This is a genomic window from Mucilaginibacter sp. P1_A3 (assembly GCF_056406855.1).
On record NZ_JBFTZJ010000003.1, the window covers coordinates 303,235 to 319,247 of the forward strand.

Annotated in this window: 12 protein-coding genes; 8 read left to right on the forward strand and 4 right to left on the reverse strand. The window is 41.4% G+C overall.

What is annotated here, in order from left to right; genetic code table 11:
* Positions 1-78 precede the first annotated feature (78 nt).
* From AC1D0K_RS08005 to AC1D0K_RS08035, 7 genes are all read left to right on the forward strand, one after another.
* The gene (locus AC1D0K_RS08005; protein ID WP_477390108.1) at positions 79-501 is read left to right on the forward strand and encodes a DUF1304 family protein; all 423 of its coding nucleotides are present in this window, start codon (positions 79-81) and stop codon (positions 499-501) included.
* Between the two features lie 86 nt (positions 502-587).
* Positions 588-1,181, forward strand: coding sequence for a TetR/AcrR family transcriptional regulator (locus tag AC1D0K_RS08010; protein ID WP_477390106.1), 594 nt, complete (start codon positions 588-590; stop codon positions 1,179-1,181).
* 212 nt (positions 1,182-1,393) lie between these two features.
* The gene (locus AC1D0K_RS08015; RefSeq protein ID WP_477390104.1) at positions 1,394-1,888 is read left to right on the forward strand and encodes a DUF302 domain-containing protein; all 495 of its coding nucleotides are present in this window, start codon (positions 1,394-1,396) and stop codon (positions 1,886-1,888) included.
* A gap of 21 nt (positions 1,889-1,909) precedes the next feature.
* Positions 1,910-2,395: a DUF302 domain-containing protein gene (locus AC1D0K_RS08020; RefSeq protein ID WP_477390102.1), complete on the forward strand. Its 486-nt coding sequence runs from the start codon at positions 1,910-1,912 to the stop codon at positions 2,393-2,395.
* A 71-nt stretch (positions 2,396-2,466) separates the two neighbouring features.
* Complete coding sequence (locus AC1D0K_RS08025) at positions 2,467-3,885, forward strand: MFS transporter (RefSeq protein WP_477390100.1); 1,419 nt, start codon at positions 2,467-2,469, stop codon at positions 3,883-3,885.
* A gap of 200 nt (positions 3,886-4,085) precedes the next feature.
* Positions 4,086-6,023, forward strand: coding sequence for a sigma-54 dependent transcriptional regulator (locus AC1D0K_RS08030; protein WP_477390098.1), 1,938 nt, complete (start codon positions 4,086-4,088; stop codon positions 6,021-6,023).
* Positions 6,024-6,059: 36 nt separating this feature from the next.
* Positions 6,060-8,552 carry a tetratricopeptide repeat-containing sensor histidine kinase gene (locus AC1D0K_RS08035; RefSeq protein WP_477390096.1) on the forward strand — a complete coding sequence of 831 codons (2,493 nt, stop codon included), beginning with the start codon at positions 6,060-6,062 and terminating at the stop codon, positions 8,550-8,552.
* Between the two features lie 42 nt (positions 8,553-8,594).
* On the opposite strand, the gene AC1D0K_RS08040 is transcribed toward AC1D0K_RS08035, so the two are convergent.
* On the reverse strand, positions 8,595-9,467 hold the full coding sequence (locus tag AC1D0K_RS08040; protein WP_477390094.1) for an NmrA family NAD(P)-binding protein: 873 nt from the start codon (positions 9,465-9,467) through the stop codon (positions 8,595-8,597).
* Between the two features lie 27 nt (positions 9,468-9,494).
* On the reverse strand, positions 9,495-10,307 hold the full coding sequence (locus AC1D0K_RS08045; RefSeq protein ID WP_477390092.1) for an alpha/beta fold hydrolase: 813 nt from the start codon (positions 10,305-10,307) through the stop codon (positions 9,495-9,497).
* A 539-nt stretch (positions 10,308-10,846) separates the two neighbouring features.
* Between AC1D0K_RS08045 and AC1D0K_RS08050 the strand changes: the two genes are divergently transcribed.
* Entirely contained in the window at positions 10,847-14,572 is a 3,726-nt protein-coding gene (locus tag AC1D0K_RS08050) for a sigma-54-dependent Fis family transcriptional regulator (protein ID WP_477390090.1), read from the forward strand.
* 69 nt (positions 14,573-14,641) lie between these two features.
* On the opposite strand, the gene AC1D0K_RS08055 is transcribed toward AC1D0K_RS08050, so the two are convergent.
* Together AC1D0K_RS08055 and AC1D0K_RS08060 are read right to left on the reverse strand one after the other, a co-directional pair.
* Positions 14,642-15,364, reverse strand: coding sequence for a hypothetical protein (locus tag AC1D0K_RS08055; RefSeq protein ID WP_477390088.1), 723 nt, complete (start codon positions 15,362-15,364; stop codon positions 14,642-14,644).
* A 174-nt stretch (positions 15,365-15,538) separates the two neighbouring features.
* Entirely contained in the window at positions 15,539-16,003 is a 465-nt protein-coding gene (locus AC1D0K_RS08060; protein WP_477390086.1) for a peroxiredoxin, read from the reverse strand.
* Positions 16,004-16,013: the final 10 nt, after the last annotated feature.

Below are 16,013 nucleotides of genomic sequence, written 5' to 3' on the forward strand. Positions count from 1 at the left end.
GCGTGTTATATCACAACAGCGGGCATTTTTGTTACAGGATTTTATAAAAAACAGACCTCAACCGATATAAATAATAGCATGAAATCTCTCGATAAAGCCTTTGTAATGTTCGTAATTGTTGTCCACCTCATGTTCTTTCTGCTGGAAGCATTATTGTGGACCTTTCCTATCGTAAATCAACCACTCATCACGCTGCTCAACAATCCGGTGAGTATTGACTTTCGAACCCAGGCTGCAACATTGAAAAATCTTTTTGTTAACCAGGGCTTTTACAACCTGTTTCTGTCCATCGCCGGTATAGCAGGATTTTATTTTGTAAAAAAGAGAAAATTGTCCGAAGGCTATATACTCATGTTGTTTCTTTGCTTTGCCGGAACCGGCGCCGGCATTGTACTTGCCTTAAGTACAAAAGCCTATGTCCTGGCTTTGATACAGGGACTATCAGCAGCCGTGACTTTTTTTAAAATTCTGCCTTATTACAAAGCAGTAAATAATTTGTAAGTATCCATGACAACTGGCGTTGCCATCCAAAAGTAAAATAGGAAAAGTTCTGGTAATTATAATATACCGATTGGTATATTTGTGCTGTGAAAATTGAAAAGTCAAAAGCGGAACGCACAAAAGCGTTTATAATTGAAAAGTCCGCTGCCCTGTTTAACAGTAAAGGATATACAGTTACTTCCCTGGCAGATATTATGGCTGTAACCGGTCTGAGTAAGGGGTGCATCTATGGCAATTTTGAAAATAAAGAAGAGATTGCGCTGGCCGCCTTCGAATACAGCTTTCAGAAAATGTCCCAGCAGTTTGAAACGGAAGTTAGCTTTGCCAAAAATCATCGTGCGCGCCTTATTGCTTATGCAAAGGTTTATGAAAAGTTTACAAAACACCGTATTGAAACCAGCGCCTGTTTGAAACTCAGCACGGCGACCGAGGCTAATAATCGCAGGCTTAAAACTATAACTGCCGGCAATCTCGAAAAATGGCAGCGGAAATTGCAAGAAATTATGGAGGAGGGTATTGCGGCAGGTGAGTTTAAAGAAGATGCAGCCGTCAAACAAACGGCTGTCTCCATTATTTCGCTTGTTGAGGGCGGTCTGATGATCGCTCAGCTTACCGGCGACCCCTTGTCAATGAACTTTGTTTTGGCATCGATAGATATTCTTGTGGCCCAACTGGAGTAGCTTATTTCATTTGTAGCTGCCAGTCAGAATCTATCAAGCCATTGGCCGGGGGCGCAGATGCTACCGAATAAAGTATTTATGTGGTGTAAATACGAAATAAAGTAAAAAATAAACAATTTTTTTATAGCTAATGAGCTATAAGATAGATGATTAAAAGCTGGCATCTTTATGGTGTTATAACTGACACCAAGCGAATATCAATAATTGCTATTATGGAAAAAGTCAATTCTGTTAATCATTTAGTATTTGAGTTAATTTCCACCTTTGACGAATTTACTCAAAATCTGGAACTGGCCGCTGGAAAGTTTGATGAGCCGGTTCTGCTGGAAATAGATGCAGATCCTGAACTGGCAAGATCAAAAATGGAAGCGATGGCCGGCCGTGAAGGTTTAATGATTTTCTCCCGTTTGGATCATGGACAATTATTGAAACTTTACGGTATCAAAACGAAATCTTTCGTTTACAGTATCGGCAATCCCCTTGTGGCCGGATCCATGACACAAATCGATATTGCAGCCGGCCTTTATGCCCCGATCAGGGTAATGGTATACCAGGAAAAAGGACAGGCCCTGAAAGTCGAATATGACCAACCGTCATCATTTTTCAGTCATTTCGGTAATGAAATAAGTAAAGTTGGACTGGCGCTTGATAAAAAGCTATATAACCTTATTATTTTTGCTGACTTAGGAACCACAGACTTTTGTTAATATATCATCACTAAATAACTTATGGAAAGATCATTTTCAGTCACCAAAGTGACGCAAAAAGTTGACTCAACATTTGAGAACTTTACAAAAAATTTCGAAGCAGCTATCGGCCGTTTTATTGTACCAACAGATGAATCTGTAGACAGTGACCCTGAAGGTACCATTGAGACAATTAAAGCCAAGGCTGGGATGGAAAATATGTACATGTTCCCGACAGGTGACCCGGGGCAAATGTTACGGCTTCAAGGTGGAACATTTCGCGTTAAACAATACGCATGGGGCAATCCGCTGATGGCTGGCAACCTCGTTAAAATGAGCATCGGTGTGGCATTATATGCACCTTTCCGGATGATAGTTTATGAGAACGATGAGAAGGAACTGTTTGTCGAGTATGATAAACCATCTACCTATTTCAGCCTTTTTGATGAAAAGGTAAAAACGGTTGGACTGGGACTGGATGAGAAAATTGAAAAACTCATCAATCATTCAGCTCAGGATCTGTCTTAACCCGGGCTGATTATCGGCGTAAGGCATGAAGGATTCTATGTCCCTCATGCCTTTTTAAATTTTAATAAAACATGCCAGAAAATAATTCGAGGTGGATCGCCTTAACTGTAGTCTTATTTGCGCCATTGCTTTCGGTAATAGATGTATTCATTATCAATATAGCAATACCAGCCATTCGGCAGGGCATACATGCCACAGAGGGAGAGGTGCAATTGGTAATCGCGAGTTACCTGATAGGCTACGCAGCCTTCCTGATTACCGGCGGAAGACTTGGGGACCATTTTGGCCGGAAAATAATTTACGTGGCGGGAATGCTCCTCTTTACTGCAACGTCATGCTGGTGTGGCCTGTCCCATTCACCCTTGGAGCTGAACATTGCCAGGTTTTTTCAAGGTGTGAGCGCGGCCCTAATGGTTCCGCAGACATTGTCCTATATTCAGATCCTTTTTCCAAGCCCTAAAGACCGCGCGAAGGCGGTGGGGTGGTTCGGCTTTACCCTAGGGATAGCCAGTATTATGGGACAGTTTCTCGGCGGCTTTCTGACCTATTTTCATTTTTTCATGCCTGGTTGGCGACTAATATTTTTCATCAATCTACCTCTTGGCTTGCTTGCTTTGAGCGGAGCGATAAAATTTCTTAAGGAAACGGAAACTAATGCTGGAAATAAGTTTGATGTTTCAGGTGTGATCATCCTGACAATTTCTTTATTTTGCCTCATTATACCATTGATTCAAGGGCGGGAGTACAACTGGCCATGGTGGAGTTATACCGCGATAGGCATTTCTGCAATACTTTTTTTTAGTTTTTTTAAAGATCAGAAGACTAAGCGCCTCAAAGGTAAATCCCCGCTAATAAATACCGATCTGTTAAAGTTCAGGGATTTTGATATCGGGTTACTTTGTGTGTTCTGCCTTTTTGTATTTCATAATGCTTATTTATTGATCAGTACGCTCTTGTTTCAAAATGGCTTTCATTACGATCCCTTCCAGGCTGGAAAACTATTCGTCGTGTTTGGAATTGGAAGCACCGTATCTTCCATTTATTCTGGTAAATTAATCAGCCGCTATGGAAAAAAAGTGGTATTGGCAGGCGTCTTATTCCTATTTATGTCTATTGGCCTGCAAGTTTACTTCTTTACACCCGCTTATCATTCTCAATTATTTATTGCCTTAGTCCTTTTTATCCACGGCGCAGGAATGGGCGTTACCATCCCTTCAACGCTGAATCTCACCCTGAAAAGTGTGCCTTCGCAATTTGCCGGTGCCGCATCAGGTTTGTATTCTACATTTCAACAGACCTCATCTGCGCTGGGCGTTTCACTGATTGGCGGCATTTTCTTTAGTGCAATTGGTAAACATGGGGATACCGTGCACTATCTTCACGCTTTTAAGGTTGCAGCGTTTTGTGAACTTGGTGCGCTGGTTGTCTTATCTGTTTTATTATTTATCATGCCAGGTGGCGCGGCCACGAGATATGACGGTCAAGAATAAGCGCCTTTGCGGCGTTGACAATGATTAAATAGCGACATAAAAATGGTACCCGCTGCTCTATTTATCGGCTAACCAATAGACCGGCTTTTTGCAGTTGAGCTATAATTGGTGAGCGTAAATTTTAATTAATTCAGAGGGCATTTTTTTTGTAACTTGAAATACTCTTTTGAACGCTGTTATCAGCCACTAAGTCGCTCTAAATGAAAGAAAATATTTTAATAGTTGAGGACCAGTTCATCGAAGCCAATGACCTAAAGTCGATCCTGGAGAATGAGGGGTATTCAGTCTGCGGCATCGCTCGTTCTGTTGCCAAGGCATTGGAGATAATTAAAAGTAAGTCACCTGACATTATCATTATTGATATATTATTGCAGGGGGTACCAACCGGAATTGACTTGGCAAGGCAAATTATGTCCCAAAATATCCCTTTTATTTACCTTTCGGCCAATTCAAATAATTCTACCTTCATTGAAGCAAAACAAACGCAGCCGGATGGATTCCTGGTTAAGCCGTTTCGTAAAAAAGACATTTTGATTGCGCTTGAAATCGCAACATACCGCTATAAATTTAAAAGAGATATGCTGGAGCGCCATTCCAGCTGGCTTAACACCCTGCTTACAGATATTTGCGCTAAAGAAACATCACCGGAAGAAAAGTTAAAGCAAGCCATTCAGGTATTCCAGCCTTTCATCCCTTTCGAGTTTGTAATAGTTGATTTCAACTCTTTGAATATGCCTGTTCTGGGATTCAACCGGGTAAGTTTCGACCAGTACGAAGCCATCGAGGTTATCAAATCTTTGGGTCAGCCAGTATCTGTTAAGGATCTTCATGAATTTCGACGTTCCTACCTGTCAGGTCAGCAGATTTACTATCGCAATGGTTTTCATTTCGAAGAAGCCAGCCGGAGTGTCAAAATTCTAAAGCAAATTGTTACCAAATTTAAGCTGAAATCTGAATTGATTGTTCGTCCGGATACAGCCAAAGAAGTACCGGCTTATATCTCATTTTTTAGTTCATCTGCCAGCGCTTTTAATCACGAGCACGTTAAGTTGATTATCAGCGTACTTCCGGAACTTAGCTTGTTCACAAAAAATATTCAAAAAGTATCTTCTAAAACAAAAAGCAGCTCCAGGCCAGGCCGCCTGTCAGATCTGGTGTCTTCAAGGCCCTGGAATATGCAGGTAATTGGCAAGAGCCCCAAATTGTTGCATGCCCTTGATCAGGCTGTTCAGGTGGCGCAGCACGAGACATCCGTTTTGGTTTTGGGAGAAACCGGCGCCGGAAAAGAAGGTATTGTGAACATTATCCATCATTTATCTCCCCGTAAAAATAAACCATTCATCAAAATCAATTGCGCAGCAATTCCAGAGACGATGGTTGAATCTGAACTTTTTGGCCACGAGCGGGGGGCTTTTACAGGTGCGGTAGAGCGCCGCATCGGCAAGTTTGAACAAGCCCATGGTGGTACTATTTTTCTTGATGAGATCGGAGAACTGCCACTTGATATACAATCCAAACTTTTAAGGGTCATACAGGAAAAAGAAATTGAACGGCTGGGCGGACGCCAGACGATAAAAACAGATATCAGAATCATTGCGGCGACCAACAGGAATTTGGATAAGGAAGTCGCGCTGGGCTTTTTCAGGATTGACCTCTATTACAGGTTGAATGTTTTCCCGATCATAGTTCCGTCTCTCCGTGAACGCCGGGAAGATATTCCGGTGCTTGTTCAGCATTTCTTGCGGGAACATGCAAAAGCTAGGGGAGAAGCGGAAAAAACATTAGACACTGAAATGACGGATAGATTTATTGAGTATTCCTGGCCGGGAAACGTGAGGGAATTAAAGCATCTGATCGAGCGGTTTGCCATTATGACAAAAGGAGATATCATATCCGGCCTGGATATCCCGAAAGTTGAAATGGATGTTCCGCCTACTCCTTTGCCTTTTGCAAAAGGTTTTCAAAGTATAGATGAAGTCGAGAAATCACACATTATGGCCGCAATAAAGAATTGTAACGGGAAAATAGCGGGTCACGGCGGAGCAGCCGAGATCCTCCAGATCCCGGTGGCAACTTTGCGTTATAAAATGAAAAAGCTTGGTATAGGATGGCATTATTTTCATGACAATACCAACTGATGTTTAATAGTTTAGGCTTCACTAAAAATTGAGATTATGCGCAGGTGTTTTTGCAGGGGGAAATTTGAAGGTGTTCGGAAAATCCGTTATAATCTGCTGATTATTTGCGCATTATTAACAAATTCCGTTCTGGTCTTCGGCCAGGAAGATCAGAACGGAACGGCCAGAAACGCATTGCGAATCCAGCTTTGTTCGGGGTTCATAACTGTTGTTAAAGACGCAAGTGTCGATCTGGATAGTTCCCTTGTATTTGCCAGCAAGTATAGTGGGATAAGCCGGATCCCGATAATTTTAGAGGGTATAGATCCGAAATATTTCCAGGAGGACCTGAAATGGATGGATCAACGAAATCCGGTCCTTTTTGAAAAAAAAAGCCAGCAACAAACCGGCAGGCGACATGCACAGAGTTTATTCCTGCTTGGCGCATATTTCGCATTCTGCCCGGGCCTGAATACATCATATAATGACCGGGCTATAAAGAATCTCAATCAGGCCCGGTCAGAACTGGAAGGGCTCAGGCTAACAAACCTGACAGCCCATTGTCTCATCCTGATTGCCAAATGCTATTTAAAAAAAGGTGATACCATCGCCGCCAATCGGTATTTGAAATCGATCACCGGCGATAAGCAGCTAGCCGGAAATAAGCGGTTACTTGCCAAGGCATATACCTATGCAGGCACTTATTACCCTTATTTGCCTACAACTTCAAAGCTACGGCTGGGGATGCTTGATTCTGCATTAAAGATCTATCAGGAATTGAAAGATGTGATCAGTCAGGTCAATATTTTACAGAATATTGGTTACCTGAATTTCGCATCAGGTCAACCGGATAAAACAGCTGCTGCGGTAGGAAATGCGCTTGCTATTCAGCGCTCGATTAAATTTCCTTATACACACTACTCAACAGACCTGTTAAGTTTTCTCGCTATGGTGCGGGCTAATTATCCCCAGCAGCTGGCTATCGCCCTGGAAACGGTTAGAACCGCGGAAGTTACACGGGATAGCGTCGGCTTACCCTATTTTTATATGCGTGTTGGTGCTTCTTACACTATCGTAGGCAATCACGTTGCTGAAAGTAATATCTGGTACAACAAATCCTTGGGCGAGTTCATAAAATATAGAGGCGATGCCTCTCTTTACCGGCTTTTCGCTAATCAGGAATATGTTATTTCTGGTTTCGGGGGAAGTAAAAAGCTGCTCGGACTATTACAAGATATGTTAAAAAATTATCCACCGCGCAATTCTATTCAAAGACAGGATCTATTTGTATTGTTTGGCGCTTGCTATGAAGACATAGGTGAATATAAGCTTGCTGAAAAGTACTACCTGAGCGCGGAGTCACTTACGGTAGCGAATGATATCTCTGAAGGTAACAAAGCGAGAGGGCATTTATATAGTATAATTGCTGACTTTTATATTCACATACATAACTATACGAAAGCGAAGTTTTACATATCAAAGTATCTTTCCAAAAATAAGGGGCGGGGACCGGAATGGATCTATGAGGTTGATGTCTACCGGGCATTATTTAAAATCGATTCAGCGCAGGGTAAGTTTGATGCGATGAAAAACCTATATAGATATGTGGAATTACGTGACAAAATGTACACTAATAAAAAAGATTTTCAACTCGAAGAATTGAATGTAAGGTACCAGACATTGCAGAAACAAAAGGACCTGGCAATGTACAAGGCCAAAAATCTGCTGCAACAGCAACAAGCCAAAGCTTCCAGCAGGGTGATGTATATCGGATTTGCCAGTCTTTTTATCATTATTTGTTTTGTCCTGGCCCGGTTCATCAGTAAACAAAAAAGTAATCGCCAGTTAAGCCTGCAAAAGGACGAGATCAATAAGAAAAACAGTTTGTTGGAAACGGTTATAAGGGAAAAAGACGATCTTTTGATTTCAAAGGAATGGTTGTTAAAGGAAGTTCATCACCGGGTAAAAAATAATCTGCAATTGGTAATGAGCTTATTAAACTCTCAGACAAACTATCTTAAAGACGAGTCCGCTATGAAGGCGGTACTGGAAAGCAAGCACCGTGTGCTGGCGATGTCACTGATACATCAAACGTTATATAGCTCAGAAAACGTATCCAGCATTGAGATGAGTGACTATATAAAAACCGTAGTGGAATATCTCCAGGAAAGCTATGAAACCAAGACTAAGATCTATTTTGAACAACAAATTGAACCGCTAAGGCTCGATATCAGCTTTGCGGTCCCGGTAGGTTTGATCCTTAATGAACTGGTGACAAACGCGATCAAATATGCTTTTCCAACTGAAGGACAAAACCGCATCACTATATCCTTTTTCAAATCAGCAGAGCGTGAAATTACACTCATCATTGCGGACAACGGTAGAGGTTTGCCCGGGGATTTCAATAATTCAACTACCAAATCTTTTGGAATAACGTTGATCCGGGGCCTTACAGAGGATTTAGATGGGAAGTTATCAATGGAAAGTCATTTGGGAACAACCGCTACTTTGGTGTTTGAATATTCAGAAATATTCAAGAAGGTGTCGTAAATGATCACGAAGGATGGTTTTTCCACCCTTCGTGATCATAGCTTATGAAAATAAATTAAGATTCTTTTTAATATAATCTCTGATGGATATTGGCTTGACACCCGTGATTTTCTCTACGTTATTATTCATCCCATCCGTTTCTCCACTGTTGAAATCTTTGGTGATTCCTTCTATATGCTGTATAAAATATGGTGTGAAATGATTCGCTTTCAACACTTCACCAAAAGGCTGTGCTTCCATTGGTACGTAGCTGATGTTCCGTCCTAATTCTTGAGAAAGGATTTCAGCCACTTCGAGCTGGGTCAGCTCTTCGGGTCCGTAAAGTTCATAGGTTTGTCCTGCATGTTCCACCAGGTTAGCCATAACAGTAGCAATGACTCTTCCGGTATCTTCTCCCGCTATTGGCGCATACCTGGAGTTGTGGAAAGGGGTCAACAATCTGTGATTATGCTTAATCTCCGGCGCGAAATACATTAGCCATTCAGCGAAAAGGGTTGGTCGTAAATGGGTCACAGGAATTCCGCTGTGGTCAAACATCCGTTCGGAAATCCAATGGTTTTGTGCGCCATGACTAGGTGATGTTCTCCTTGATGTGCGTTGTGACATATTAACAATATGCCCCACATTTGCCTCGAGCGCCGCTTGAATAAAGTATGCTGTTGCGTCAAGTATACCAGGAACCTGTATGGGATACACAAAATAAGCGGCGGAAATACCCTCCATGGCCCGGCTTACCGAGTCCAAGTCAGTCAGATCGCCTTCGACGATTTCCGCGCCAAGTCCTTTCAACTGTTCAGATCGTTCGTCAGATTGGTGTACCAAAGCGCGAACCGGTATTTGTTTGTCAAGTAACTTTGCGGCGGCAATACTGCCCGTAGCACCAGTGGCTCCGGTTATCAAAATTTTCTTTTCCATGATTTAATTTATTAAAACCCAAAGGGTTTATTTAGCTATTTTCACCAGCAGACTTGCCAGTTTATCCGGCATCGAAAGAAATGGGGTATGGCTACTGTCAAGGGAATAAACTTCTTTCAATCCATTGGCGGTCACCATCTGGTTCTGAACGTCCATGCTGATTACATGATCCTGTAAAGTATGGACATATGCCTTATCCACTTTTCCGAAATTTGCGCTGGTTAACGATATTGGATTAGTAAAAGGAATAGCCGGCTCAACCTTATAGTTCTTTAAAACCAAGGCCTGAACTGCAGGAGACGAATCGGCGCAAAATATGTTGATGATGTTTTCGTGTTTTACATCAAGCGTGAGCTTGTCTGCAGATGGGATGAGTGAGGGACCAAGCAACGATTTGGCATCAGTTGATGCAATTGCAAGCAAAGACTGACCATTAGTCGGAAGATACGCCCCTACGTAAATAAGTTTTTCAATTTTATCCGGATAAGATTCAGCGACTGCTGAAATGATCATGCCTGCCAGGCTGTGCCCAACTAATATTACTTTACCATCGGTACTGTTAATAGCATCCGCGACTTTACTTTTGTAAACATCCAAGCTTAGCGTCTGGGGAGCAGTCGTGTCACTTCCGTGGCCTGGTAATTCAACTACAATCACTTGTGCACCTGCTTTTTTTAACAATTTTGTCACATTCTCCCAAGCATAGGGCGCCATCCATGCACCATGCACGAGGACAAATGTTTTGTTCGTTTTTTCTTTTAAATGTTTCGGGTTTTTGGCTGCCCATGAGCCAAAGACTACTGAAATTAATAGTAGTACAGATAATGCTGTTGTTTTCATTTTTGGTCAATTTATGCGGCGGTAAATTTTTAATGCCGCATCATTGACTTGTCTATATTGATGCCATTGATTAAAGTGCTAATTATCAATTATTTATAAATATTTATATTTTGAATTGTTACGATATTTCATATTTACTCGATATTGAAAATGATATGACGTATTCCTTTTGGTGATTGCAAAAATTAATTGAAATCTGTCTCTTTCATTGTTTATATTGATTAACTTAAAATATTAATGCAAGTTGACCCATTTGTTCTTTAAGGAAGGATTGCTAAAACAATGTCCCGGGTTTATTTCAACTTTTATGCTTCTAGGAAAATAAAATGGTGTTAACGCATTACCATATATCGTATCCAATTTGTTTATTTACTAAATAAAGTAATTTCATTGGTGTGAATTGTTTATTATTCGTTGGTTATCAGTAACTTGTACTTTGGAATGGAATTAGCAGGATGCAGGTAGTATATACGGCCCGTATTTCGGCCGTTTAGAAATTCCGGTACGACAACAGGCGTATGAAAAAATAAAACTCTTGCATGAAAAATTTAGAACACGTAGAGACGAAACAAGCGTCCACAATGTCGGGTAGCACACTCAATAGTCTGCTGAATCTGGCTGTTCCTTATATTTTGGAAGTGAAAAGTAAAAAAGATTTTAAGTCTTTCCTTGACGGCGCTTTACAGAAACTGCTTGCCTACAGCGCATATATTTTGCTGAAAAAAAATCCCTTGGGCAATTTTTTTGATATCTATCTGGCTGACGAAATGCTACAGGAAATGCGGATAAACTTACCAATCGGAGATCCTTTTCTGAAATCATTTACCGTGGATGATGGCCCACTAGTTTTGTCCAGGGAAGACTTTAAACAATCATTGGAATTTTCCAATCCATCGCGGGTAGTGCTTACCATACCAGGTACTGAAATAGCGGTGTTTCCCTTATTTGATGAAGGCGAACTGGCTGAAGTGCTGTTATTCTTTGCGGAAAGTCCAACATCTTTTTTAAAGAAAGGGAATGAAATCAGAGAACTCGGTCCCGCTTTTTCAAATTGTCTGAGGATATTAACACTTAAAGATGACAACAGACGCCTTGACTACGAAAAGGAAATCTTGCTCACGCTTTTAGATGACATCAATGGTGTGAAAGACAAAAAAACACTCTTGCCTACCATATACGAGCGCCTTAAGTTTCTCGTACCCTTTGAAGATATTTGGATTACCTGTGTAAGTGCGGATAAAAAATCATACCATCTTTTAGATAGTTATCTGGAAGAAAAACGCCGCCATCATCCCTTCTACGATGACTTTGTTTCTGCCGTGTTTACCCAGGCGAACCGGATGATCAATATAATATCATCACAGACCAACCCCGTAACTTTTGAATGTGACGTCCTTGCAGACATCGGGCTAGCTAATCATATATCTGATTTATTCCAAAAGACAGGTATCAAACAATTCTTAGCGGTACCATTGAAAGACGGGAAGTCAAGTTTTGGAGGTATATACCTGGCCACGGAATCTAGCTTTCCCTTTTCAGGCCATCAGATGAGAATTCTCCGCACCATGGCTGGGCGCCTGTCCTTGGCAATTACCAGTATGCAATTGTCTGAAAATCTCAAGGAAAAGGAATCTGAGAAATCAGCCCTGCTCGCACTTAGCGGGGAAATAGCCGGTATCCGTGATCAGAAACAATTACTCGAAATTGTGAAAGGAACGATCAGGAAGCTGATCCCATTTAACGATATATCAGTCACCCTTTACGATTTTCAAAATAAAAGACACTTCGGATACCTCCTTTCTGCGGAAAAAAGGCGCTCAGAGCACCCGGAATTTCGTGAAGCCTCAAAGGTACATTCTCCTATTAATGATTCTGTTGTGGACCAGACACTCGCAAACGACAAACCGGTGATATTTCGGGTGGAGGAGTTGGTTAATTCTCCTAATCCCTCCAGGTACATAGATTTTTATAACAAAACAGGTATCGTTGAATTTGTCGGTACTTCCATGTATAACAAGGACGGGATTTTTGGTGGGCTTTATATCTTTTCTGAACATTACAATACTTATCATCCTAAGCAATTTGACCTGATTCAAGGGGTTGCCAACCAGCTTGCTATAACCATATCCAACATTTTGGCTTATGAAGAGCTGTTGAGCAAAGAAGAGGAGAAAGGTATCCTGCTTAATATTAGTAACGACCTGGCAAGTATTCGCGTTAAAAATGATCTTCTGAAAGTTTTGCATAAAAGACTGAAGTCTATCTTCTATTTTGATCATGGCACTATCGCGTTGATTGATGAAGGGAGGAATGTTTATACAGGATATATTTTTGATCCGAATTCTAAATGCACAGAACATCCCGACTATGTTAGCATTGCGGAAAACGAATATCCAATGGATGACACTATCATTCAGCGGGTTTTAATTTCTGATGCGCCAAAGGTTTTCGATCTCGCAAATCTTATACTCCTTAAGGACTGCCCAGCTTATCTCCACATGAATTACGACTGCGGCATGCGTGAAGTCGTAATAGCGCAGTTGCATTCCGGGAATAGCCTCATCGGTTTCCTTTTCCTGCTTTCTGATCTGAAGAACAGTTTCAATGCCCAGCAGCTGGAGTTAATTCGTGGCTTGTCTTATCAGATGTCTAATGCTGTCGCCAATATCGTTGCCGATGAAAAGATTATACAAAGAGATCACGAAAAGTCAGTTTTGCTTTCCATGAGTAATGATCTGGCCGGTGTGCGTACTGCTGCGGAACTTTACAAAGTCCTTGACCAGCGCTTGCGCAGTCTTTTCAATTACAGTCACTTTATGCTTGCGAAAGTGACAGATGATGGAAATTCATTGGAATCTCTCATTTTGGATCCGAAATCAAAAAACAAGATCCATCCAGATTACCAGGACTTTGCAGCTTCCAAAATCCCGGTAAACGACGGTTTTTTCAGTACGGCTTTTGATACCGGCCGACCCGTTATTTACAACCTTACAGATATCATCAACCGAAATGACCTTCCAGGTCATGTCAAAATGAGTTATAGCAGCGGCATCAAAGAAATGGTGCTGATTGGTTTGACCAACGGGCAAAGGAGGACAGGAATGCTGGGAATCTTTACTGACGATCCCAGTACCATCAAAGTGGAACCCTTGAATTTACTTCACGGAATATCCTCCCAACTGGCTACAGCAGTTGCCAATATTCTTGCCAATGAAAAAATAGAGCAGCAGGTACTCGAAATTTCTAATTTCAAAAAACAGCTGGAAGTTGAAAACCTTTATCTGCAGGAAGAAATACAAACCACAAACAATTACAGCGAAATCGTCGGTAACAGTACTGCACTTCGTGACGTATTCAGGCTGGTTACCAGTGTAGCGCCAACAAGCAGTTCCGTGTTGATTCTGGGAGAAACGGGCACGGGTAAAGAGCTTATTGCAAGGGCTATTCATAATTCCTCGTCCAGAAAAGGGAAATTAATGGTGAAAGTGAATTGTGCAACATTACCCGCGAACCTGATTGAAAGTGAACTCTTCGGACACGAAAAAGGAAGCTTTACAGGTGCCACTGACAAAAGGATAGGAAAGTTTGAGCTGGCCAATAACAGTACCTTGTTCCTGGATGAAATCGGGGAAATGCCACTTGAACTCCAGGTAAAATTGCTCCGGGCACTTCAGGAAAAGGAAATAGAACGGGTTGGCGGCCGGACGGTGATTAAAACGGATGTCCGTATCATCGCTGCAACCAACCGCGACCTGGAAAAAGAAGTTTCACTGGGTAATTTCAGGAGTGATTTGTTTTACAGGCTGAATGTGTTCCCTGTTTTCATTCCGCCTCTCCGGGAGCGCAGAGAAGATATTCCGCTTTTAGCTGCTCATTTTTTGGTTAAGCATTCAAAGAAAGCAGGTAAAAAAGTAGTCGGATTTTCGGCGAAAGTTATCAAAGCACTCGCAGCCTACAACTGGCCGGGTAATGTAAGGGAACTCGAACATTTAATCGAGCGGAGTATACTGTTAACCTCACAGCAACTCATTACGCAGCTGCAAATTCCGTCACCTGAAAAGGATGGTTTAGAGTCTTATTTTTCTACCGGGGATTTTAGAACAATAGATGACGTTGAAAGGGAACACATTATTCAGGTCTTGAAGGCTTGTAAAGGAAAAGTTGCCGGGCCCGGCGGCGCTGCAGATGCGCTTAAAATTCCGTCAACTACATTAAATTCCAAGATGAAAAGGCTCGGCATCAAGAAGGAATATATGCAGGAGTAGTCTTTCTTTCAGGATCCTTCAAAAGGTGTAATTTAAGCTTATAGCTAAAATTACACCTTTTGAAGGTTATTATTTCCCGGGCAATTCGTGTTTTCCGATTAGTCTTCTTAAAGAAATAACATGGCCGAATAATACTAACGGTACAATAAATGTCGGCAGCCAAACAAATGGAAACATCAGGATCGCCCAATTTGGTTGGTCAAAAGCAAGCTTTTGAATAGGAAGCGGCGCGGCTAACAAAGCCTTGGATACCACATTGATTAAAAGCAGCAGACAAATGATGTTCCAGGCTAACAATAACCGGGGTTTAAAAGGCTTTTTGGAAAACACAAGGTAAGCGATCACAGGGGCACTTAGACCAGAAAGGATATCAAGATTGCCACCTTCGAAAGTCATTAATTTCGGAACGGCTTTGTTGATAAAGAGTGCAAAAAGAACCAGCTCTACAAAGATTCTGACGGTGTTCAGATAAGTAATTTCTTTTAAAGGCAAGCTATCTATAAACTGCCGGCCATTCCTGGTAACCATCAATATGATGATCAGCAGTATGGCAGGCATGATTCCCATAACAAATAGCTTTGGTGGAAAGCCTTGGAGGTTAGTGCTATAAACATCCCTGCCCGCCAGAACCCCCTGTATGACCAACCAAATAAACATGGCCAAATAAACGAGCGTTTTGCCTTTCGGACTTAAATAAGTTGACCTTTGTATGATCACAATGTACATCAAATATGTTGCGAGTGTTGTTAGACCAAATGCTATGGCTAAATAACTTGGAATCTGTAGGTTCATTTTTTTTTGAATTTGAAGTGTTTTGAATGTAGTAGCTATTAATCAATTAAACATCCAGTTTGCAATTAATTCATTAACAATTGATTAACCATTTTTGAATATTTAAATGTTACTTTATATCATAAATACGCAGAGCGCAAATGATATAGAGTAACTTACGGATTTGTTTAGGCATCAGGCTTCAACGAGCTCAGATGATAAAAAGTCTAACACTTTCTGTGAATGTGCTTCGCCGTTAAGAAAAGCCCTGAACTTGAACGCTACTTTTCCATCTGTTCCTATAACAAAAGTTTCCCGTCCTTTTAAAAACAACCAGGGTTTCACACCAAAAGCTTCCCTGACGGCATTCTGCGTATCGCTTAATAAAGAAAATGTCAACCGGTTTTTCTCTGCAAATTTTTTGTGACTCGCGACGCTCCCATCATTTATTCCGATCACAAGGGCACCCTTTTCAACAAAGTCGGCAAAACTGTCCCGGAAAGCACATGCTTCTGCGGTGCACACGGCGCTTTCATCCTTTGGGTAAAAGTAAATAACCACCTTTTGATATTTTAAATGATCATCAATGTTAAAGATCTTACCGTCTTGGTCAAGCAGGGTGAATTTGGGCACATTATCCCCGATTTCTAAAGTTTTCATATTATATATT